The sequence below is a fragment of the Pseudomonas sp. A125 genome, assembly GCF_055409485.1.
Window position 1 is genome coordinate 61,252 of record NZ_JBUZVP010000002.1, and the last position, 19,558, is coordinate 80,809.

Sequence of the window (19,558 nt, forward strand, 5' to 3'; positions counted from 1 at the left end):
GTGACTGCAAATGAATGATTTACAGCTCGACGACTTCAAGACCGACGAAAACGCCGCGATGGTATTGCTCGTCGACGACCAGGCGATGATCGGCGAAGCCGTGCGCCGGGGCCTGGCCCATGAAGACAACATCGACTTCCACTTTTGCGCCGACCCGCACCAGGCCATCGCCCAGGCGATTCGTATCAAGCCGACGGTGATCCTGCAGGACCTGGTGATGCCGGGCCTTGATGGCCTGACGCTGGTGCGCGAATACCGCAACCACCCGGCGACGCAGAATATCCCGATCATCGTGCTCTCCACCAAGGAAGACCCGCTGATCAAAAGCGCGGCGTTTGCCGCCGGGGCCAACGATTACCTGGTCAAGCTGCCGGATAACATCGAGCTGGTGGCGCGCATCCGCTACCACTCGCGCTCCTACATGACCCTGCTCCAGCGGGATGCGGCTTATCGCGCGCTGCGGGTCAGCCAGCAGCAGTTGCTGGACACCAACCTGGTGTTGCAACGGCTGATGAACTCCGACGGCCTGACCGGGCTGTCCAACCGCCGGCACTTCGACGAATACCTGGAACTGGAATGGCGCCGTGCCATGCGTGACCAGACCCAGCTGTCGCTGTTGATGATTGATGTGGATTTCTTCAAGACCTACAACGACAGTTTCGGCCACCTGGAAGGTGACGAAGCGTTGCGCAAGGTGGCTGCGACCATTCGTGATGCCAGCAGCCGCCCTTCGGATTTGCCGGCGCGTTACGGCGGCGAGGAGTTTGCCCTGGTGCTGCCCAACACTTCACACGGCGGTGCACGGCTGGTGGCCGAGAAGCTGCGCCAGGCGGTGGCTGGCCTGAAAATCCCGCACATCAGCCCGGCACAAGGGGCGAGCCTGACCATCAGCATTGGCCTGTCGACCATGACCCCGGTGCAAGGCACCGATTGCCGGCAACTGATCTCGGCGGCGGACAAGGGCTTGTACCTGGCCAAGCACAATGGGCGCAATCAGGTGGGGATCGAATAACGACGGCAAAACGCGGGTTGTCTGGAGAGCGCTTGCCGTGGCGAGGGAGCTTGCTCGCGCTGGGCTGCGGAGCAGCCCCAAACCATCACCGAGTACCGCCTGACACACCACAGTGACATTGCAAGGGGCTGCCGCGCAGCCCAGCGGGAGCAAGCTCCCTCGCCACAGGGTGCTCTTGAACGCGCATTTGCTGATGCAACCCCGCCTTTTCGGCCAAGCGGACTGCCGTTATCAGCCGTTTGTCGGTATACTCGTCGGCTTTCAAAAGTTCGCCAACGAGTGCTGCCCGCCATGGAAATCAACCCGATCCTTAACACCATCAAGGACCTGTCCGAGCGCTCCGAAACTATTCGGGGGTATCTTTGACTACGATCAAAAGCATGAGCGTCTGACCGAAGTCAATCGCGAGCTTGAAGATCCGGCTGTCTGGAACAAACCTGAATACGCCCAGGAACTGGGCCGCGAGCGCGCTGCGCTGGCGCAGATCGTCGAGACCCTCGACGAATTGAACATCGGCCTTGGCGATTGCCGCGACCTGCTGGACATGGCCGTCGAAGAAGATGACGAAGGCGCAGTGGGCGATGTCGTCGCCGAGCTGGCCCGTCTCGAAGAGAACCTCGCCAAGCTTGAATTCCGCCGCATGTTCAGCCACGAGATGGACCCGAACAACGCCTACCTGGATATCCAGGCCGGTTCCGGCGGCACCGAAGCCCAGGACTGGGCCAACATCCTGTTGCGCATGTACCTGCGCTGGGCTGACAAACGCGGTTTCGACGCAACCATCATGGAGCTGTCGGCCGGTGAAGTGGCTGGCATCAAAGGTGCGACCGTGCACATCAAGGGCGAATACGCCTTTGGCTGGCTGCGCACCGAGATCGGCGTGCACCGCCTGGTGCGCAAGAGCCCGTTCGACTCCGGCAACCGTCGCCACACCTCGTTCTGTGCAGTGTTTGTCTCGCCAGAGATCGACGACAAGGTCGAAATCGAGATCAACCCGGCAGACCTGCGCATCGACACCTATCGTTCCTCCGGTGCCGGTGGCCAGCACGTAAACACCACCGACTCGGCCGTACGTATTACCCACGTACCGACCAACACCGTGGTCAGCTGCCAGAACGAACGTTCCCAGCACGCGAACAAGGACACCGCCATGAAAATGCTGCGGGCCAAGTTGTACGAGCAGGAAATGCAGAAGCGCAACGCCGCGTCCCAAGCGCTGGAAGACACCAAGTCGGATATCGGCTGGGGTCACCAGATCCGTTCGTATGTGCTTGATGCGTCGCGGATCAAGGATCTGCGCACTAACATCGAACGCAGCGACTGCGACAAGGTGCTCGACGGCGATATCGACGAATACCTGGAAGCCAGCCTGAAATCTGGCCTGTAAAGACTCTGTAGGAGCCGGCTTGCCGGCGATCCCCAGCCGAAGGCTTGGGAAAACGTACCTGTGATGGAATTTCAAAAGACATGAGCGACCAACAACTCGACCCGCAAGCCCTGCAACAGGAAGAAAACTCCCTGATCGCCCTGCGCAAGGAAAAGCTTGCTGCCGAGCGCGCCAAGGGCAATGCCTTCCCCAACGACTTCCGTCGCGACGCCTACTGCGAAGACTTGCAGAAACAGTACGCCGACAAGACCAAGGAAGAGCTGGCAGAGGCTGCGATCCCGGTCAAGGTGGCAGGTCGCATCATGCTCAACCGTGGCTCGTTCATGGTGATCCAGGACATGTCCGGCCGCATCCAGGTCTACGTCAACCGCAAGACTCTGCCGGAAGAAACCCTGGCCGCGGTGAAAACCTGGGACCTGGGCGACATCATTGCAGCCGAAGGCACCCTGGCCCGTTCGGGCAAGGGCGACCTGTACGTTGAAATGACCAACGTGCGCCTGCTGACCAAATCCCTGCGCCCGCTGCCGGACAAGCACCACGGCCTGTCCGACACCGAGCAGCGTTATCGCCAGCGCTACGTTGACCTGATCGTCAACGAAGACGTGCGCCACACCTTCCGCGTGCGTTCGCAAGTGATTGCCCACACCCGCGCCTTCCTGATGCAGCGTGACTTCCTGGAAGTGGAAACGCCGATGCTGCAAACCATCCCCGGTGGTGCCGCAGCCAAGCCTTTCGAAACCCACCACAACGCGCTGGACATGGGCATGTACCTGCGCATCGCGCCGGAGCTGTACCTCAAGCGCCTGGTGGTTGGCGGCTTCGAGAAAGTGTTCGAGATCAACCGCAACTTCCGTAACGAAGGCGTTTCGACTCGGCACAACCCTGAGTTCACCATGTTGGAGTTCTACCAGGCCTACGCCGACTACGAAGACAACATGGACCTGACCGAAGAACTGTTCCGTGAACTGGCGCAGCTGGTTTTGGGTAGCACCGACGTGCCGTACGGCGACAAGGTGTTCCACTTCGGCGAGCCGTTCGTGCGCCTGTCGGTGTTCGACTCGATCCTCAAGTACAACCCTGAGCTGACTGCCGGCGACCTGACCGACATCGACAAGGCCCGTGCCATCGCCAAGAAAGCCGGGGCCAAGGTGCTGGGCTTCGAAGGCCTGGGCAAATTGCAGGTGATGATTTTCGAAGAACTGGTGGAGCACAAGCTGGAACAGCCGCACTTCATTACCCAGTACCCGTTTGAAGTGTCGCCGCTGGCCCGTCGCAACGATGACAACCCGAACGTCACTGACCGTTTCGAACTGTTCATCGGTGGCCGCGAAATCGCCAACGCCTATTCCGAGCTTAACGACGCAGAAGACCAGGCCGAGCGCTTCATGGCCCAGGTGGCCGACAAGGACGCTGGCGACGACGAGGCGATGCACTACGACGCCGACTTCGTTCGCGCCCTGGAGTACGGCATGCCGCCAACGGCCGGTGAAGGCATCGGTATCGACCGGTTGGTGATGTTATTGACCAACTCACCGTCGATCCGCGATGTGATCTTGTTCCCGCACATGCGGCCACAAGCGTAACCGTAGCGAACTCTGAAGCCGCCTTTTATAAGGCGGCTTTTTTATGTGGCCTGCACAAGCGTCAAGCTTACAGCGCCAGGTTTTCATTGATGTGAGAGGACAATCCGTCGTGAACCGCGTAATGGCTCAAAAGGGCGCCGCCGGCATTGCCGCTGCAGTGGCTGAAAGTGTTCAGTACCAGGGCCGCAAGGCCAGTCGCCGGGGCAGTGAGCAACGCAGGCAGGATATTCTCGATGCGGCGATGCGCATCGTGGTGCGCGAAGGCGTGCGCGCCGTGCGTCACCGTGCGGTGGCGGCAGAAGCTTCGGTGCCGTTGTCGGCTACCACCTATTACTTCAAGGACATCGACGACCTGCTCACCGATACCTTTGCCCAATACGTGGAGCGCAGTGCTGCGTTCATGGGCAAGTTGTGGGTGCGTAACGAAGGCCTGCTGCGTGAGATGGTGGCGTATGGCGACGGCAGCCCGCAGTCGCGCTCGCAACTGGCCGATGACATCGCGCGCCTGACCGCCGATTACGTGCAGCGCCAATTGCTCAACCGCCGCGAACACCTGATGGCCGAGCAGGCGTTTCGCCAGGAGGCGCTTTTGAACCCGCGCCTGGCCGAGTTGGTGCGCTCCCACCAGCAAATCCTGTTGCAGGGCACATGCCAGTTTTTCCAGGTATTGGGTTCGCGCGAGCCGCAACAGGATGCCAAAGTGTTGACGGCGATTATCGGTCGGATGGAATATCAGGGCCTGCTGGGTGGTGCAGAGCCACTGACCAGCGACGAAATGCTTGAGATCCTCAAGCGTTACATGCATCTGGTGTTGGCTTCCGTGTAGGCGACACCAATCAATTGTGGGAGCTGGCTTGCCTGCGATGGCATCATCTCGGTGTATCTGAAGGGCCCGAGTTGTGAGCATCGCAGGTAAGCCAGCTCTCACAGAAAATCGAGTGCGGAGTGTGCAATGAAAGCCTGGCGTCTGTGTGTGATCGCCTTGTCGTTCCTGTTACTCAGCGGTTGCCTGGTGACCTTCAAGGACCCGTTGCCGGCCAGTGAGGCGGCGCCGGATGCCCTGTTGGGTAAATGGGCCAGCAAAAATGCCTGGGGCGAGCCGCTCAACCTGCACATCAGCCGCGTGGGCGAGCATCGCTACAAAGCCGTGAGCTACCCTAAAGCCAAGCCGGGCCAGCGTGATGAATACCTGTTCACGGTTTCCCGCCATGGCAGCCGCTGGTATTTGTCGGCGCCGTTGCCGGCCAAATTCGGCGGGCATTACATCCTCGCCGGGTTCGAACTCAATGATGAACACGAACTGGTGGTCTACAACCTCGACCTGGATCAGGTCCACCAGGCCGTCGGCCAGAAAGTCTTGAGTGGCAGCACCGTCGAAACCGTCGAAGGCGACGGCGTGTTGATCGACAGTTCCATGGCCCGGGTATTTGCGTACCTGGATGACCCGGCCAATGCCGACGTGTTCGTCGAAGCCGTGCGCTACCAGCGTGCTGGCAAATAACGTTTAAAGAGGAAGCACCGGGTGGACGATTACCAGCAGACGATACGCACCTTGTCCGATCGCATTGTGCTGGCACAAACACCGATTCGCGTCCTCGACGCCGTGAAGTGGGACGAGAACATTCGCCAGGGATTCCTCAAGGCCAAGGGCAAGGAAATGCCGGCGGTAAACCGCGACTACTACCTGACGCGCCCGCTCTCGTTCGACTCCAGCGCAGTGAAGCTGGAGTTCCAGAACATAGAGCGTGACATCACCCGCCAGCTCGGCCAGTTCAACCCGGTGGGGCAGATCATGCGGCGCATGTGCAAGGAATACCGCATGGTGGTGCGCATGCTCGAAGCGCGCGGCACCGAGGACTTCGGCCTGATTTCCCAGGAACTGTACGGCGCCGCCTCCGATGCGTTCCACGCCGGTGACCCGACCCTGGCCGACCTCGGCCTGATGATGTCGGACTACTTGAACAATATCGATGGCCGTGGCGACCTCAAGGACGAAGCCAAGACCCTGACCGCCAAGGACGCCGTCAACCTGCTGCAAAGCCGCCTGAACAAGGTATTCGGCGAGGCCGAGGAAACCATTCGGGTGTTTGAGTCCGACGGTATCGTGGCGGATGCGGCGGCGGGTGCCGACTACATCAAGATCCGCGCCGACGCGATGTTCAATGACCGCGACGTGCGCGCCCTGGAAGTCCATGAAGGCCTGGTGCATGTGGGCACCACCCTCAATGGCCAGAACCAGCCTATCTGCACCTTCCTGTCCAAGGGCCCGCCCTCGTCGACGGTGACCCAGGAAGGCCTGGCGATTCTGATGGAGATCATCACCTTTGCCTCCTACCCCAGCCGCTTGCGCAAGCTGACCAACCGCACTCGCGCCATTCACATGGTGGAGCAGGGCGCCGACTTTTTGCAGGTGTTCGAATTTTTCCGTGAGCAGGGCTTTGAGATGGCGGAAAGCTACGGCAATGCCAGCCGGGTTTTCCGTGGCTCGACGCCTACGGGCCTGCCGTTTACCAAGGATTTGTCCTACCTCAAGGGCTTTATCATGGTTTACAACTACATTCAGTTGGCCGTGCGCAAAGGCAAGCTGGAGCAAGTGCCGTTGTTGTTCTGCGGCAAGACCACCCTGGAAGACATGCGCACCCTGCGCCAATTGGTGGACGAAGGCCTGGTGGTGCCGCCCAAATACCTGCCGGACCAGTTCCGCGACATGAATGCGTTGGCGGCCTGGATGTGTTTCTCCAACTTCCTCAACCATTTGAGCCTGGACCGGATCGAGGCGGATTACTCCAATATCCTTTGAGGGATTTCCCTGAAAGAACTCGGTCAAAATGTGGGGGCTGGCTTGCCTGCGATGACGATGGTGAATCCAACACCGTTATCGCAGGCAAGCCAGCTCCCACAGTTGATCTTCATCAGCCATGGGGCTCTGTTCCAACCCATTTACGAGGTTTCAACGGATGAGAATCCTCGGCATTCTTTGCCTGCTACTGACCCTGAACGGCTGCAGCTCCCTGTTGTTTTACCCGGAGCGCGGCTTGCCGTTCACCCCGGAAAAAGCCCACCTGCACTACCGTGATGTCACGCTGACCACCGCCGACGGCGTCAAGCTGCACGCCTGGTGGCTGCCGGCGAAGGCCGGCGTGCCGCTCAAGGGCACGGTGCTGCACCTGCACGGCAACGGCGGCAACCTTGCCTGGCACCTCGGTGGCAGTTGGTGGCTGCCCGAGCAGGGCTATCAAGTGCTGCTGCTGGACTATCGCGGTTACGGCCTTTCCGAAGGCGAACCTTCGCTGCCGGCGGTCTATCAAGACATCGACGCCGCCTTCAAGTGGATCGACAGCGCCCCCGAAACCCAGGGCCAGCCGCTGATTGTGCTGGGCCAAAGCCTGGGCGGCGCGCTGGTGGTGCACTACCTGGCGGAGCATCCCGAGCGACAGCCGAAGCTCAAGGCGCTGGTGCTCGACGGTGTGCCGGCCAGTTATCGTGACGTAGGACAATTTGCACTCAGTACCTCCTGGCTAACATGGCCGTTCCAGGTACCGTTGTCGTGGCTGGTGCCGGACGCCGACAGTGCGATCAACGCCATGCCCCGACTCACCGGCGTGCCGAAATTGCTGTTTCACAGTCTCGATGATCCGATCGTGCCGCTGTCCAACGGCATTCGCCTGTACCAGGCTGCGCCGCCTCCGAGGGTGCTGCAACTGACCCGGGGCGGCCACGTGCAGACCTTTGCCGACAAAACCTGGCAAACCGTGATGCTGCGCTATCTTGACGACCCGCAGCATTTCAACGGGCTGCGCCGCCTGGGGGAAATCCCCAATTACCCGCCAGCCCCGAATTCCAACGCAGAGAACCCGCAATGAGCGAAGAGCGCAACATGATCCCCCTGATCCTCACCGGCATTGGCACCATCATCGGTACGGTCGGTTGTTTGTGGTACTACGGCTATTTGCACTTTGCCAAGCCCGAGGACGCGTTGTTGCTCAGCGACTTCACCATGCTCAAGACCGTACCGGGCGAGGACTACAAAATCTCCCTGACTCCGGCCGCCCAAGTGGCGCAGTGTGTCGATGGCGTGCTGGTGTTGTTCGACACCGAACAAAAAGGCCTGACCGGTGTGCTGGTCAATGGCAAGAAACAGGCGGTGCGCTGCATGGGCCAGGAAACACCGCAACTGGAACAGTAGGACAGGCCGTGTAAGAAACGCTGGAACCATTCTGGATTGATTACCACAGATTTCGAACTGACCAGCGTCGCTGATTCGGTTACTTAATGTGGGGTCATAGAAATGAAAGTTAACGATTCATCTTCGATACAGAGCTTTGGCAATTTTGGCACTGAAGGCATTCAGGGTCCGGCCGCACCCCGGTCAGGTGCCGGCCAGGGCGCGGGAGGCGAGGATCTTCTGGAGTTGCTCAGGAAGTTGCTGGCACAAGCCGAGCAACCAGGCAGCCAGGAGCAAGGCGCCGGTGGGCAGGCTGGCAGCGGTAGCGGCGGGCAGATTCGGTTTAGTTGAATGTGCCCCGGCCCTGAGGATATCGAGCTGATCCACCGGTGCCCCAAACAAAAAACCCCGCCAATCGGCGGGGTTTTTCAGGTGCAGCAGGCGATCAGTTAGCCATCGACGAACGTGGCTTGACCGGCTGGTTGTCGTTGGAGATGGTCACTTCAACGCGGCGGTTCATGGCACGGCCCGAAACGCTGCTGTTGTCGGCAACCGGGTATTCCTTGCCATAGCCCTGGGTCACGATGCGCGAGATATCCACACCCTGGTTGGCCAGCGCGCGCTGTACAGAAGCGGCGCGGCGCTCGGACAGGCTCTGGTTGTACGAATCGGAACCGGTGCTGTCGGTGTAGCCTTCGACAATCACTTTACGGTCTGGGTTATCGCGCAGGAACTGCGCCAGTTTGGTGATATTCACCAGGCCGCTCGACTTCAGGTCGGACTTGTTGGTGGCGAACAACACGTCACCGAAGGTCACGAGCGTGCCGCGATCGGTCTGCTTGGCGTTCAAGCTGTCTTGCAGTTGCTTGATCTGCGCATCGCGAGCGTCCAGCAGGGCACGGGCGCGTTCATCGCCAGCGTTTTTCAGCTTGGCTTCGGAGTCGCGCAGGACGATGGTGTCCTTGGCCACTTCAACGCGCTGGTTGGTCAGGTAGGCCAGTTGGTCGACTTTCTTCTGGTCTTCCTTGTCGCGGTAGGCCTTGTCAGCCTTGTCCAGCCAGTCGCTGGCGTCTTTGGTTTCCAGCGCCGCGACTTTGGTCGCTTGCGGGTTGGCTTGCAGGGCCGAGAAGTTGGTGCGAGCGTTTTCCAGGTTCTGGTTCGGCGGGGTGGAGCAAGCCGCCAGAGCAACGCTCATCGCCAGCAGGGCAGGGATCATCAATTGTTTACGCATAGTCGTGTCGTCCTTTCAATTCGGTTTCGGGTGCAATGCAATCAGTGGAGACGCCTTATTGCTGTGGCTTGACCACAGCAGCCGGGCGCATGCCTTCCTGACGCAGCTCCTGAACAGCTTTCTGGGAATCCTTCACAGCCTGTTCGGCCTTGGCAGCCTGGGCTTTACGCTCGGCAACGCGAGCGTCCCACTCGGCTTGCTCGGCCAGGCGACGGGCTTCGTCATAGTTCTTGTCGTGCATGGCGATTTCGGCTTGTTTCAGTTTGTCCTGAGCCGACTTCATTTCCACTGCGGCGTATTCGGTACCACCGGCGCTGACGGCGCTGTTCACCGCAGATTGGGTCACAGCGTATTGCTCGGTCGGCGGGTTGCCGGCGCAGCCAGCCAGTACGAAGCTGGTGCCGATTGCCAGCGCGGCCAATTTAAGCCCGCGCAGGTGGTTAAACGTGGTTTTGGCAGTGCTGGTCTTCATCGTCTTCAACTCCATTAGGTAACTCCTGAAAAACATCAAATCCATCTCCGGCTTGCAGTGTCTGCGGGGCCCGGCGGTAACGCTCATGGCGCCTATTCAAACGGCTGTTCCAAGTGATGGCTTACTGGCTGTGACCGGAGGCTTTTTTGAATAGTTCAGCGAAGATGGCGAATTGCCTAAAAAAATATCTGACTGAACGGTCAGCGCTTAAAAGTTGGAACTTTTGTATGGCGCAGCGGTATTCCGAGCCCCTGGAAGGCCCGGAATAGCTAGGGTGGCGGGTTTTTTAGGGCAGGTTGATCAGTGTTTCTGCTTGTCAGGCTGGGCTGACAAATCATGCAGGTGGCGCCGTGACAATGTGAGAAAACGCGGCGTCGGGCCCACGTCTTCGTACAACGGGTCGCCCTCTTCGTCGGTGGCAATCACCTGCTTGCCCTTGATGTAGGGGAAGCTGGCTTCCAGTTCTTCAAGGGCTGCGCCAATCAGCTCGCCAAGCAATTCCTGGGGATGGCGTTTGGGGTACATCTCGCAGATGGCCGCCAGCCTGGCAGCGGCTTCTACGTCCAGATGGATGGCGTATTCGGTTTCGGTCAGGCGCCCCTTGGCGTTCTCTTCCCAATGTTGGGCCAGTTCTCGGATTTTCATGGCAACCTCAATGGAGCCCGCGCTCGGCGGGCGATGATGAGTGACCAGCCGACCAGCGCGGATAACGCTGCGGCTTACTGTTGAGACTAGCTGCAACTCACAAGGTTTAAAGTTCCTTGTAAGACTTCGCCGTGGGCGGCACTCTTGAGCATCAAAGCGTCCCGGATTTTCTGCTGGAGATTGGCTGATGAGCGATATCGATGCACGTTTGCGTGAGGACGTTCACCTGCTGGGTGAGCTGTTGGGCAACACGATTCGAGAGCAGTACGGCGATGAATTCCTCGACAAGATCGAGCAGATCCGAAAAGGCGCCAAGGCCGACCGCCGTGGCGCGGCCTCGGAGCAGGTCGCCGGCGAAGAACTGAGCGCCAGCCTCAATCAACTCAAGGAAGACGAACTGCTACCAGTGGCCCGGGCCTTCAACCAGTTTCTCAACCTGGCCAACATCGCCGAGCAATACCAATTGATCCACCGCCGTGATGAATCGACGCCTGCACCGTTCGAGTCACGGGTACTGCCGGAACTGCTGGCACGCTTGCAGAGCGAAGGCCACAGCAGCGAATCCCTGGCGCGCCAGTTGGGCCGGCTGGAAATCGAACTGGTGCTCACCGCGCACCCCACCGAAGTTGCCCGCCGCACCCTGATCCAGAAATACGACGCCATCGCCGCACAACTGGCCCTGCAGGACCACCGCGACCTCACCAGCGCCGAGCGCGAACAGATCCGCGATCGCCTGCAACGCCTCATCGCCGAAGCGTGGCATACCGAAGAAATCCGCCGCACCCGTCCCACGCCAGTAGACGAAGCCAAGTGGGGCTTTGCGGTGATCGAGCATTCGCTGTGGCACGCCATCCCGAATTATCTACGCAAGGCCGATCATGCCTTGCACGCCGCCACCGGCCTGCACTTGCCGCTGGAAGCTGCGCCGATTCGCTTCGCGTCCTGGATGGGCGGCGACCGCGACGGCAACCCCAACGTCACCGCGCCGGTCACCCGCGAAGTCTTGCTGCTGGCGCGCTGGATGGCGGCTGACTTGTACTTGCGCGATATCGACCATCTCGCCTCCGAGCTGTCGATGCAACAGGCCAGCCCGGCGTTGCAGGCCAAGGTCGGTGACAGCGTGGAGCCTTACCGGGCGCTGCTCAAGCAACTGCGTGAACGCCTGCGGGCTACGCGCCAATGGGCCCACACCTCGTTGACTGCCACCACGCCGGCGACTGCCGAAGTGCTGCAGAACAACCGTGAGCTGCTCGACCCGCTGGAGCTGTGCTACGAGTCGCTGCACACCTGTGGCATGGGCGTGATTGCCGACGGCCCGCTGCTGGATTGCCTGCGTCGGGCGGTCACGTTTGGCCTGTTCCTGGTGCGCCTTGATGTGCGCCAGGATTCGTCCCGCCATTGTGCGGCGATGACCGAAATCACCGATTACCTGGGCCTTGGCCGTTACGAAGATTGGGACGAAGAGGCGCGCATCAGTTTCCTGATGAAGGAACTGGCCAACCGTCGACCGTTGCTGCCGGGTTACTTCAAACCCTCGGCCGACACCGCCGAAGTGCTGAATACTTGTAAGGAAATCGCCGCAGCGCCTGCCGCTTCCCTGGGTTCCTACGTGATCTCCATGGCCGGCGCCGCGTCGGACGTGTTGGCCGTGCAATTGCTGCTCAAGGAGTCCGGCGTTCAACGGCCGATGCGTGTGGTGCCGTTGTTCGAGACCCTGGCTGACCTGGACAATGCAGGCCCGGTGATCGAAAAGCTGCTGCTGTTGCCGGGTTACCGTGCGCGCCTGCAAGGCCCGCAGGAAGTGATGATCGGCTACTCGGATTCGGCCAAGGACGCGGGCACTACCGCGGCCGCCTGGGCGCAATACCGGGCCCAGGAACGGCTGGTGGAAATCTGCCGCGAACAGCAAGTCGAACTGCTGTTGTTCCACGGTCGCGGCGGCACCGTGGGCCGTGGCGGCGGCCCGGCCCACGCGGCAATTCTGTCGCAGCCACCGGGCTCGGTAGCGGGGCGTTTCCGCACCACCGAGCAAGGCGAGATGATCCGCTTCAAGTTCGGCCTGCCGGACATCGCCGAGCAAAACCTCAACCTGTATCTGGCGGCGGTGCTGGAGGCAACGTTGTTGCCACCGCCACCACCGGAACCGGCCTGGCGCCATTTGATGGACGAATTGGCGGCCGACGGTGTCAGTGCTTACCGCGCGGTGGTGCGGGAAAACCCGCAATTCGTCGAGTATTTCCGCCAGTCCACTCCGGAGCAGGAGTTGGGCCGCTTGCCACTGGGCAGTCGCCCGGCCAAGCGCCGTGCCGGCGGTATTGAAAGCCTGCGGGCGATCCCGTGGATTTTCGGTTGGACCCAAACCCGCCTGATGCTGCCGGCCTGGCTTGGCTGGGAAGCAGCGTTGAGCAAGGCCCTGGAGCGCGGCGAAGGCGAGTTGCTGGGGCAGATGCGCGAGCAGTGGCCGTTCTTCCGTACGCGTATCGATATGCTGGAAATGGTGCTGGCCAAGGCCGACGCCGACATCGCCCGGCTGTATGACGAGCGTCTGGTGCAGCCCGATCTGCTGCCATTGGGCGCGCACTTACGCGACCTATTGTCGCAGGCATGCAGTGTGGTGCTTGGCCTGACCGGCCAGTCGCAGCTGCTGGCCCATAGCCCCGACACCCTTGAGTTCATCCGCCTGCGCAACACCTACCTGGACCCGTTGCACCTGTTGCAGGCCGAATTGCTGGCCCGTTCGCGGCAGCAGGAAGCGGCACAGGACAGCCCTCTGGAACAGGCGCTGCTGGTGTCTGTGGCCGGTATCGCTGCCGGGTTGCGCAACACCGGCTGACATTTATGGCGTGTTCTCAATAGCTTGCAGACACACCACGCCGGTCGCCGTAAAATTGGCGACCGGCGTTTTGCTGCCAGGGTTGCACCGCCCTATAAAGCCAGCGCGGCGCGGGTTTCTCCTACTTTCGGCGGCTTGTGTGGTTTGGGCCTGCTGTGTATCTTGATCAGCCTTTGGCCGTTTGTGCGGCCTGGACCCAAATTTCCGAGATTGGCCCCACGCGGCGAATCCGAGCGTCATCTCTATAAAAAATTGAGGAGCACATCGATGCGCGTCATTCTGCTGGGAGCTCCCGGGGCCGGTAAAGGTACTCAGGCAAAGTTCATCACTGAAAAATTCGGCATTCCACAAATCTCGACCGGCGACATGCTGCGTGCGGCCGTCAAGGCTGGCACCGAGCTGGGCCTGATCGCCAAGAGCGTGATGGACAGCGGCGGCCTGGTCTCCGATGACTTGATCATCAACCTGGTCAAGGAACGCATCAGCCAGGACGACTGCAAGAACGGTTTCCTGTTCGACGGTTTCCCGCGCACCATTCCCCAGGCTGAAGCCCTGGTGAAGGCCGGCGTCGAGCTGGACAACGTGGTAGAAATCGCCGTTGAAGACGAAGAGATTGTGCAACGTATTGCCGGTCGTCGCGTTCACGAGGCCTCGGGCCGCGTTTACCACATCGTCTACAACCCACCAAAAGTGGCTGGCAAGGACGATGTCACCGGCGAAGACCTGGTGCAGCGTAAAGACGACACCGAAGAAACCGTGCGTCATCGCCTGTCGGTCTACCATTCGCAAACCAAGCCACTGGTAGACTTCTACCAGAAGCTGGCCGATGCCCAGGGCAAGCCGAAGTACAGCCACATCGAAGGCGTTGGCTCGGTTGAGTCCATCACCGGCAAGGTACTGCAAGCGTTGAGCTGATGCTTAAATCGCGAGCAAGCTTGCTCCTACACAACGGCCCGCTTGCGGGCCGTTGTTGTTTATACTGGCGCACTTTTTTTCAACGTGGACGCATACACCGATGAGCACCTTGCTGGCCCTGGACACCGCGACTGAAGCTTGCTCCGTTGCCCTGCTGCACGATGGCAAGGTTACAAGCCACTACGAGGTGATCCCGCGCCTGCACGCGCAGAAGCTGTTGCCGATGATCAAGCAACTGCTGCTGGAGGCGGGCACTACCTTGTCGGCGGTGGATGCCATCGCGTTCGGGCGTGGCCCGGGTGCATTCACCGGTGTGCGCATCGCTATTGGTGTGGTCCAGGGCCTGGCATTTGCGCTGGAGCGTCCGGTGTTGCCGGTCTCCAACCTGGCAGTGTTGGCGCAGCGGGCGTTGCGCGAACACGGCGCCCGCCAGGTCGCGGCCGCTATCGATGCGCGTATGGACGAAGTGTATTGGGGCTGCTACCGCGAAACCGCTGGCGAAATGTGCTTGGTCGGCGCGGAAGCGGTACTGCCGCCCGAGGCCGCAGCCTTGCCGAGTGATGCCACTGGCGACTGGTTCGGTGCAGGCACTGGCTGGGGTTACGGCGAGCGCATTGGCGTGACGCTTGCGGGCCAGGCGGCCAGCATGTTGCCTCATGCCGAAGACCTGCTGACCTTGGCACGCTTTGCCTGGGCGCGGGGCGAAGCCATTCCCGCCGACCAGGCTGCCCCCGTGTACTTGCGCGATAAAGTCGCGCAAACCAAGGCCGAACGCGGGATTATTTGACGTCAACAATGCGGGCAACGTCAGGCAAAAATCGCCAATCGTCAGAATTTGCCCGCGCTTTTAAACCTTTTTCAAATTATGTGTTCTAGTTATCACCAGAGCATTTGCGCGCCATGGAAAGCGCCACTAAAATGCCATCACCGATACCGAGTTCGCATGTATGCGCATAGACGGCTTTTCATCACAGTCCTACCCCCTCAAGCGCAAGCCTCGCAAGGCGAACGTGACGGTAGACGAATCCGTCGAAGACTCGCCCGACTTTGTTGAAATCCACTCCGACTCAACGGCAGTTTCTGCTCGTTCCCAAGGCTCCAGCGGCGAACGCATCAGCGGTGTTCCTGCTCGCCAGCAAGACATGGTCTTCCCGCGCTCCATGAGCAAAAACGTCGCCACTGCCCTGGCCAGCTACCTGACCACCGCCGGCTTTGTCGAATGGGATATGGAAGTGCTGGGCCTCGATATCCATATCTGATGCTGCTGCCTTACTACCTCGGTTGCCCGTCCTGGAGTGAAAATGCCTGGCGCGAGTACCTGTATCCCGCCGACGCACCCTCCAGCGATTACCTTGCCCTGTATTCCCAGGTCTTCAATGCCGTTGAAGGCAATACCACGTTCTATGCCCGTCCCGCTGTCGCCACCGTGCAACGCTGGGCTGAAATCATGCCCGAGCATTTTCGGTTCACCGCCAAGTTTCCGGGTGATATCAGCCACAGCGGCAACTTGATTGAGCAGTTGCCGGCGGCGGAAAGTTTTCTGGGGTTGATGAGCCCGTTGGGCGAGCGTATTTCGCCGTTATGGCTGCAATTGCCGGCCAGTTTCACCCCGCAACGCCTGGGTGAGTTGGCCGGGTTTATCGACGGGCTGGAGCGACCGTTGGCGGTGGAGGTGCGTCACTCGGAGTTCTTCGCCAAGGGCGACGCCGAGCGCGGGCTTAACCGCTTGCTGCGCGACCGAGGTGTCGAGCGCATCTGCCTGGACCCGCGCGCGCTGTTCAGTTGCACCTCCACCTCGGCAGCGGTGCTGCACGCCCAATCGAAAAAGCCCAAGGTGCCGCCTCGCCCGGCGGCGTTAACGCAGTTTCCGCAAGTGCGCTTTATTGGCCATCCCGAGTTGGAAGCCAATGACCCGTTCCTGGCGCCCTGGATTGAAAAGGTCGCCGGCTGGATCGAAGAGGGGCGTACGCCTTACGTGTTTTTGCACACGTCCGACAATCGCCTGGCCGCCCAACTGGCCTTGCGCTTTCATGAGCAGTTGATGGTGCGATTGCCCGGCTTGCCGGCATTGCCCACGCTGCATCGAGAACCCGCAGCAGAGCAACTGGGGTTACTCTAAGGCTCCTTTTTCCGACAGGAGTCAGTCATGGATGCTCAAACCCTTCGCGCCGAAACCTTCAAGGCCTTGCATGAGCGTGACCGTGCTTTTGTGATGCCCAATCCGTGGGATGCCGGTTCCGCAAAAATGCTTGCCAGCCTGGGTTTCGAAGCCCTGGCCACTACCAGCGCCGGTTTCGCCTTCAGCCTCGGCCGTCCGGACGCCGAAGGTGCGCTGTCCCTGGAAGATACCCTGGGTAATGCCGGGACGATTGTGCAGGCGACTTCGCTGCCCGTCGCCGCCGACCTGGAAAACGGCTTCAGTGACACGCCGCAAGGTTGTGCCGAAACTATCCTGCGCGCCGCCGCTACCGGCATTGTCGGTGGTTCCATCGAAGACGCGACCGCAATTGCGGTCGACCCGATCTACCCCTTCGACTTGTCTGTCGAGCGCGTCGAAGCTGCTGTCGCCGCTGCCCGCAGCTTGCCGTTCCCCTTCACCCTGACCGCTCGCGCAGAAAACCTCCTGCATGGCCGGTTGGATTTGCCCGACACCATCCGCCGCCTGCAGGCCTACGCCGAAGCCGGTGCCGACGTGCTCTATGCGCCGGCGCTACGCAGTGCCGAGGAAGTGTTGGCGGTGGTGAAGGCGGTCGCGCCCAAGCCGGTGAATGTCTTGATGTCCGGCGCCCTGAAACTCAGCGTGGCGCAATTGAGCGAGATGGGCGTCAAACGCATCAGTGTTGGCTCGGCCATGGCCCTGGCGGCGTATGGCGAGTTCTTCAGGGCTGCCCAGGAAATTCATGAGTTGGGTACGTTTACCTTTACCGAGCGTTCGATGCCATTCAACCAGGCCAATCAGCTGTTCAAGGGTTGAGGCGTCGTGCGCTTCTTCAAGATGCTGGGCGTACTGCTCGTGTTGGCGGGCGGTTTGCTTGTGGGTGTGTGGCGGGGCTGGCTGCCGCTGCCCGATGAGTGGAACCCCTGGGCGCCGCTGGATGTGCGTGCAAGCCCGAACCTGCTGACCCGATTCAAGCTGGGGCGCCTGCAGGATGACCCGGCGTTGTGTGACCAGGTGCTCAAAAGCTCCGGGCTGCGGGTCACTCATCAGGCGGACGGCCCTGCCGATGCCGCCTGCCCGCTGCGCAATACCTTGCGGGTTCAAGGTGCGGACGTTGGCTTGAGCAGCAGCTTTCTCGCCAGTTGCCCGCTGGCCGTGGCGTTCGCCCTGTTTGAGCGTCATAGCCTGCAACCGGCGGCCCAGGCGGTGTTTGGCCAGGCGGTGACGCGGGTTGATCACCTGGGCAGCTTTGCCTGTCGCAACATCTACAATCGCGCCAACGGGCGACTCAGCCAGCACGCGTCGGCCAATGCCTTGGACATCGCCGGGTTTCGCTTGGCGGACGGTCGCACCATCAGCGTGCTCAAGGATTGGCCGGGTGACGGCGAGGGCGCGCGTTTTCTGCGGCAAGTCCGCGATGGCGCCTGCAAGGATTTCAACGTGGTGTTGAGCCCGGATTACAACGCGGCCCACCGGAACCACTTTCATGTGGATATGGGGCGCTGGTGGCTGTGTCGCTGAGTGTCAGGCTGCCAGGCGCAGGTTATGCAGGATCAGCGGGCGAGCCCAGCGGCTGTCGAAGTCCAGGGCTTTTTGTTGTTCAACCAGCTCTTGCGCCGGGAATGGCGGCGGTGGCGGTGGCAGCAGGTCCAGTTCGAATTCGGCAATTGGCAGGTGCAGCGGCCGTGGTTGCGGAGCCGGGCCTGGAACAGGCAGCGGTTGGCCAGCGGTCAGGACGATAGGGCGTACCCAGCCGCTCTCGAAGTTTTGCTGCGTTTGCTGGGCGAGCACTTCTTGCGCCGGGAATGGCGGCGGCGCCGGTGGCAGCAGCTCCATTTCGAATTCGGCAATAGGCAGGAACAGCGGCTCTGGCGGGGCTATTTCGGTGTCTTTCACATCACATGCGCGCTGGGTGACGATCTGTGACAGCAGGTCACTGCCTTCGCTCGGCTCGACCGACGGGTCTACCGGTTTTGCCACCGATGTGGCGAGCGCGCCTGGCGTATCGCCGAGCTGTTCGGCCAACGCCTGGGCAAAAAAATCCTGCCACACATGACTGACGCCGGCCAGCGCTTGGGTATTGCGCAGGCCGAAGTGGTTGTGGGTCGGCAGTACACCGGTAAATAGCGAAGGAATGTCTGACATTTCTCTCGATCGTCGCTCAGCTCTGGCAAAATGCCTGATCCTTTTTTTTATCGGCCGCTTTTCGCCGATCCTTAATATTTTTGAGCGAAGTGACAGATGAGTGAACAACCAGCGGCCAGCCGCATCCGGGTCGAGGCCTTGGCGGACGGTTTCCAGGCCCGTGCCCAGCACTGGGCCGAGCAGCTCGGGTTGCCTTTGCAGCTGGATGAGGCGGACTTTGCCTTGCAGGTCGGTGAGCAGGGCTTGCAGCTGCAGCAGCTGGGGCCTGATGCGCCAGGGCCAGTGCGGGTGGATTTTGTGGAAGGTGGTGCGGCGCATCGGCGTTTGTACGGTGGTGGCAGTGGGCAGATGATTGCCAAGGCGGTGGGCGTGGCTCAGGGCGTGCGGCCGCGGGTGTTGGACGCTACGGCGGGGCTGGGCAAGGATGCATTCGTGCTGGCCAGCCTTGGGTGTGAGATGAGCCTGATTGAGCGGCAGCCGTTGATTGGAGCGTTGCTGGAAGACGGCTTGGCGCGCGGGGCCGAGGATTTTGAGGTGGCACCGATTGTGGCGCGGATGCGGTTGCTCAAGGGCAATTCGATCGAGGTGATGCGTGATTGGGAGGGGGAGCCGCCTCAGGTGATTTATCTGGACCCGATGTTTCCGCATCGGGAGAAGACCGCGCTGGTGAAGAAAGAGATGCGGTTGTTTCGGCCCTTGGTGGGGGATGATCCTGATGCGCCGGCCTTGCTTGCGGCTGCATTGGCGCTTGCCAGTCACCGGGTGGTGGTGAAGCGGCCGCGTAAGGCGCCGTGTATTGACGGACCCAAGCCAAGCCATGCGTTGGATGGGAAGTCCAGCCGTTATGACATTTATCCGAAGAAAGCGCTGAAGTCTTGAGGCGGGTTTGGGGCCGATCAACAGGGCAAGATCCAGAGCGAAAGCTGTAGGAGCTGGCTTGCCGGCGATGCAGGCACCTCGATGTATCAGGTACACCCCGTTGATGCCATCGCCGGCAAGCCAGCTCCTACAG

At 60.8% G+C, this 19,558-nt stretch carries 21 protein-coding genes; 16 read left to right on the forward strand and 5 right to left on the reverse strand.

The features are described 5' to 3' along the window. The first annotated feature begins 10 nt into the window (after nt 1-10). From ACZRN6_RS03245 to ACZRN6_RS03280, 8 genes are all read left to right on the forward strand, one after another. The gene (locus ACZRN6_RS03245; protein ID WP_322147141.1) at nt 11-1,012 is read left to right on the forward strand and encodes a diguanylate cyclase; all 1,002 of its coding nucleotides are present in this window, start codon (nt 11-13) and stop codon (nt 1,010-1,012) included. A gap of 291 nt (nt 1,013-1,303) precedes the next feature. Beyond that, nucleotides 1,304-2,399, forward strand: a protein-coding gene (prfB, locus tag ACZRN6_RS03250; protein WP_322147140.1) for a peptide chain release factor 2 whose coding sequence is annotated in 2 segments (ribosomal slippage) — nt 1,304-1,375 and nt 1,377-2,399 — 1,095 coding nt in all. Because the reading frame shifts where the segments join, the coding sequence is not laid out codon by codon here. 80 nt (nt 2,400-2,479) lie between these two features. Beyond that, entirely contained in the window at nt 2,480-3,982 is a 1,503-nt protein-coding gene (gene lysS / locus ACZRN6_RS03255; protein ID WP_464007201.1) for a lysine--tRNA ligase, read from the forward strand. Nucleotides 3,983-4,091: 109 nt separating this feature from the next. After that, a complete protein-coding gene (locus ACZRN6_RS03260) occupies nt 4,092-4,808 on the forward strand; it encodes a TetR/AcrR family transcriptional regulator (protein WP_322147137.1) in 717 nt (238 codons plus the stop codon). A 126-nt stretch (nt 4,809-4,934) separates the two neighbouring features. Beyond that, nucleotides 4,935-5,483 (forward strand): hypothetical protein, encoded by a 549-nt coding sequence (locus ACZRN6_RS03265; RefSeq protein ID WP_464007202.1) that lies wholly within the window; start codon nt 4,935-4,937, stop codon nt 5,481-5,483. A gap of 21 nt (nt 5,484-5,504) precedes the next feature. After that, nucleotides 5,505-6,782, forward strand: coding sequence for a flavohemoglobin expression-modulating QEGLA motif protein (locus ACZRN6_RS03270; RefSeq protein WP_177047400.1), 1,278 nt, complete (start codon nt 5,505-5,507; stop codon nt 6,780-6,782). Between the two features lie 157 nt (nt 6,783-6,939). Further along, nucleotides 6,940-7,845 (forward strand): alpha/beta hydrolase, encoded by a 906-nt coding sequence (locus ACZRN6_RS03275; RefSeq protein WP_464007203.1) that lies wholly within the window; start codon nt 6,940-6,942, stop codon nt 7,843-7,845. After that, nucleotides 7,842-8,168 (forward strand): hypothetical protein, encoded by a 327-nt coding sequence (locus ACZRN6_RS03280; protein WP_076017482.1) that lies wholly within the window; start codon nt 7,842-7,844, stop codon nt 8,166-8,168. Before ACZRN6_RS03275 ends, ACZRN6_RS03280 begins: the two co-directional genes overlap by 4 nt. 183 nt (nt 8,169-8,351) lie before the next feature. Here ACZRN6_RS03280 and ACZRN6_RS03285 read toward each other — a convergent pair whose 3' ends face one another. The 4 genes from ACZRN6_RS03285 to ACZRN6_RS03300 form a co-directional block, all read right to left on the reverse strand. After that, nucleotides 8,352-8,534, reverse strand: a complete 183-nt coding sequence (locus ACZRN6_RS03285) for a hypothetical protein (RefSeq protein WP_322147133.1) — start codon at nt 8,532-8,534, stop codon at nt 8,352-8,354. Between the two features lie 58 nt (nt 8,535-8,592). Further along, nucleotides 8,593-9,378, reverse strand: a complete 786-nt coding sequence (gene lptF, locus ACZRN6_RS03290) for a lipotoxin F family OmpA-related protein LptF (protein WP_322147132.1) — start codon at nt 9,376-9,378, stop codon at nt 8,593-8,595. A gap of 55 nt (nt 9,379-9,433) precedes the next feature. Then, nucleotides 9,434-9,850 (reverse strand): DUF4398 domain-containing protein, encoded by a 417-nt coding sequence (locus tag ACZRN6_RS03295; protein WP_464007204.1) that lies wholly within the window; start codon nt 9,848-9,850, stop codon nt 9,434-9,436. Between the two features lie 300 nt (nt 9,851-10,150). Continuing rightward, a complete protein-coding gene (locus ACZRN6_RS03300) occupies nt 10,151-10,495 on the reverse strand; it encodes a pilin assembly protein (protein ID WP_322147129.1) in 345 nt (114 codons plus the stop codon). 187 nt (nt 10,496-10,682) lie between these two features. Here ACZRN6_RS03300 and ppc point away from each other — a divergent pair, with 187 nt between their 5' ends. The 7 genes from ppc to ACZRN6_RS03335 all read left to right on the forward strand — a co-directional run bounded on the left by ppc (nt 10,683) and on the right by ACZRN6_RS03335 (nt 17,922). Next, on the forward strand, nt 10,683-13,328 hold the full coding sequence (ppc, locus tag ACZRN6_RS03305; protein ID WP_464007205.1) for a phosphoenolpyruvate carboxylase: 2,646 nt from the start codon (nt 10,683-10,685) through the stop codon (nt 13,326-13,328). A gap of 267 nt (nt 13,329-13,595) precedes the next feature. Beyond that, on the forward strand, nt 13,596-14,243 hold the full coding sequence (gene adk, locus ACZRN6_RS03310) for an adenylate kinase (RefSeq protein WP_322147127.1): 648 nt from the start codon (nt 13,596-13,598) through the stop codon (nt 14,241-14,243). Nucleotides 14,244-14,343: 100 nt separating this feature from the next. Next, complete coding sequence (gene tsaB, locus ACZRN6_RS03315) at nt 14,344-15,030, forward strand: tRNA (adenosine(37)-N6)-threonylcarbamoyltransferase complex dimerization subunit type 1 TsaB (RefSeq protein WP_464007206.1); 687 nt, start codon at nt 14,344-14,346, stop codon at nt 15,028-15,030. Nucleotides 15,031-15,190: 160 nt separating this feature from the next. After that, on the forward strand, nt 15,191-15,502 hold the full coding sequence (locus tag ACZRN6_RS03320; RefSeq protein WP_322147124.1) for a hypothetical protein: 312 nt from the start codon (nt 15,191-15,193) through the stop codon (nt 15,500-15,502). Beyond that, on the forward strand, nt 15,502-16,362 hold the full coding sequence (locus tag ACZRN6_RS03325) for a DUF72 domain-containing protein (RefSeq protein WP_464007207.1): 861 nt from the start codon (nt 15,502-15,504) through the stop codon (nt 16,360-16,362). Before ACZRN6_RS03320 ends, ACZRN6_RS03325 begins: the two co-directional genes overlap by 1 nt. 27 nt (nt 16,363-16,389) lie before the next feature. Then, a complete protein-coding gene (locus ACZRN6_RS03330; protein ID WP_464007208.1) occupies nt 16,390-17,217 on the forward strand; it encodes an isocitrate lyase/PEP mutase family protein in 828 nt (275 codons plus the stop codon). A 21-nt stretch (nt 17,218-17,238) separates the two neighbouring features. Then, entirely contained in the window at nt 17,239-17,922 is a 684-nt protein-coding gene (locus ACZRN6_RS03335) for an extensin-like domain-containing protein (RefSeq protein ID WP_416152139.1), read from the forward strand. 3 nt (nt 17,923-17,925) lie between these two features. Here the strand turns inward: ACZRN6_RS03335 and ACZRN6_RS03340 are convergent, their stop codons facing one another. Further along, a complete protein-coding gene (locus ACZRN6_RS03340) occupies nt 17,926-18,546 on the reverse strand; it encodes an energy transducer TonB (protein WP_322147116.1) in 621 nt (206 codons plus the stop codon). A 96-nt stretch (nt 18,547-18,642) separates the two neighbouring features. Here ACZRN6_RS03340 and ACZRN6_RS03345 point away from each other — a divergent pair, with 96 nt between their 5' ends. After that, on the forward strand, nt 18,643-19,425 hold the full coding sequence (locus tag ACZRN6_RS03345; RefSeq protein WP_322147115.1) for a class I SAM-dependent methyltransferase: 783 nt from the start codon (nt 18,643-18,645) through the stop codon (nt 19,423-19,425). The last annotated feature ends 133 nt before the right edge of the window (nt 19,426-19,558 follow it).

Bases quoted from the DNA above. Each gene is read 5' to 3' on its own strand.
- ACZRN6_RS03280 (WP_076017482.1), top strand. From the start codon at position 7,842: ATGAGCGAAGAGCGCAACATGATCCCCCTGATCCTCACCGGCATTGGC.
- ACZRN6_RS03345 (WP_322147115.1), top strand. From the start codon at position 18,643: ATGAGTGAACAACCAGCGGCCAGCCGCATCCGGGTCGAGGCCTTGGCG.
- ACZRN6_RS03295 (WP_464007204.1), bottom strand. From the start codon at position 9,850: ATGAAGACCAGCACTGCCAAAACCACGTTTAACCACCTGCGCGGGCTT.
- tsaB (WP_464007206.1), top strand. From the start codon at position 14,344: ATGAGCACCTTGCTGGCCCTGGACACCGCGACTGAAGCTTGCTCCGTT.
- ACZRN6_RS03325 (WP_464007207.1), top strand. From the start codon at position 15,502: ATGCTGCTGCCTTACTACCTCGGTTGCCCGTCCTGGAGTGAAAATGCC.
- adk (WP_322147127.1), top strand. From the start codon at position 13,596: ATGCGCGTCATTCTGCTGGGAGCTCCCGGGGCCGGTAAAGGTACTCAG.
- ACZRN6_RS03330 (WP_464007208.1), top strand. From the start codon at position 16,390: ATGGATGCTCAAACCCTTCGCGCCGAAACCTTCAAGGCCTTGCATGAG.
- ACZRN6_RS03300 (WP_322147129.1), bottom strand. From the start codon at position 10,495: ATGAAAATCCGAGAACTGGCCCAACATTGGGAAGAGAACGCCAAGGGG.
- ACZRN6_RS03265 (WP_464007202.1), top strand. From the start codon at position 4,935: ATGAAAGCCTGGCGTCTGTGTGTGATCGCCTTGTCGTTCCTGTTACTC.
- ACZRN6_RS03335 (WP_416152139.1), top strand. From the start codon at position 17,239: ATGCTGGGCGTACTGCTCGTGTTGGCGGGCGGTTTGCTTGTGGGTGTG.
- ACZRN6_RS03340 (WP_322147116.1), bottom strand. From the start codon at position 18,546: ATGTCAGACATTCCTTCGCTATTTACCGGTGTACTGCCGACCCACAAC.
- lysS (WP_464007201.1), top strand. From the start codon at position 2,480: ATGAGCGACCAACAACTCGACCCGCAAGCCCTGCAACAGGAAGAAAAC.
- lptF (WP_322147132.1), bottom strand. From the start codon at position 9,378: ATGCGTAAACAATTGATGATCCCTGCCCTGCTGGCGATGAGCGTTGCT.
- ACZRN6_RS03320 (WP_322147124.1), top strand. From the start codon at position 15,191: ATGCGCATAGACGGCTTTTCATCACAGTCCTACCCCCTCAAGCGCAAG.
- ppc (WP_464007205.1), top strand. From the start codon at position 10,683: ATGAGCGATATCGATGCACGTTTGCGTGAGGACGTTCACCTGCTGGGT.
- ACZRN6_RS03275 (WP_464007203.1), top strand. From the start codon at position 6,940: ATGAGAATCCTCGGCATTCTTTGCCTGCTACTGACCCTGAACGGCTGC.
- ACZRN6_RS03245 (WP_322147141.1), top strand. From the start codon at position 11: ATGAATGATTTACAGCTCGACGACTTCAAGACCGACGAAAACGCCGCG.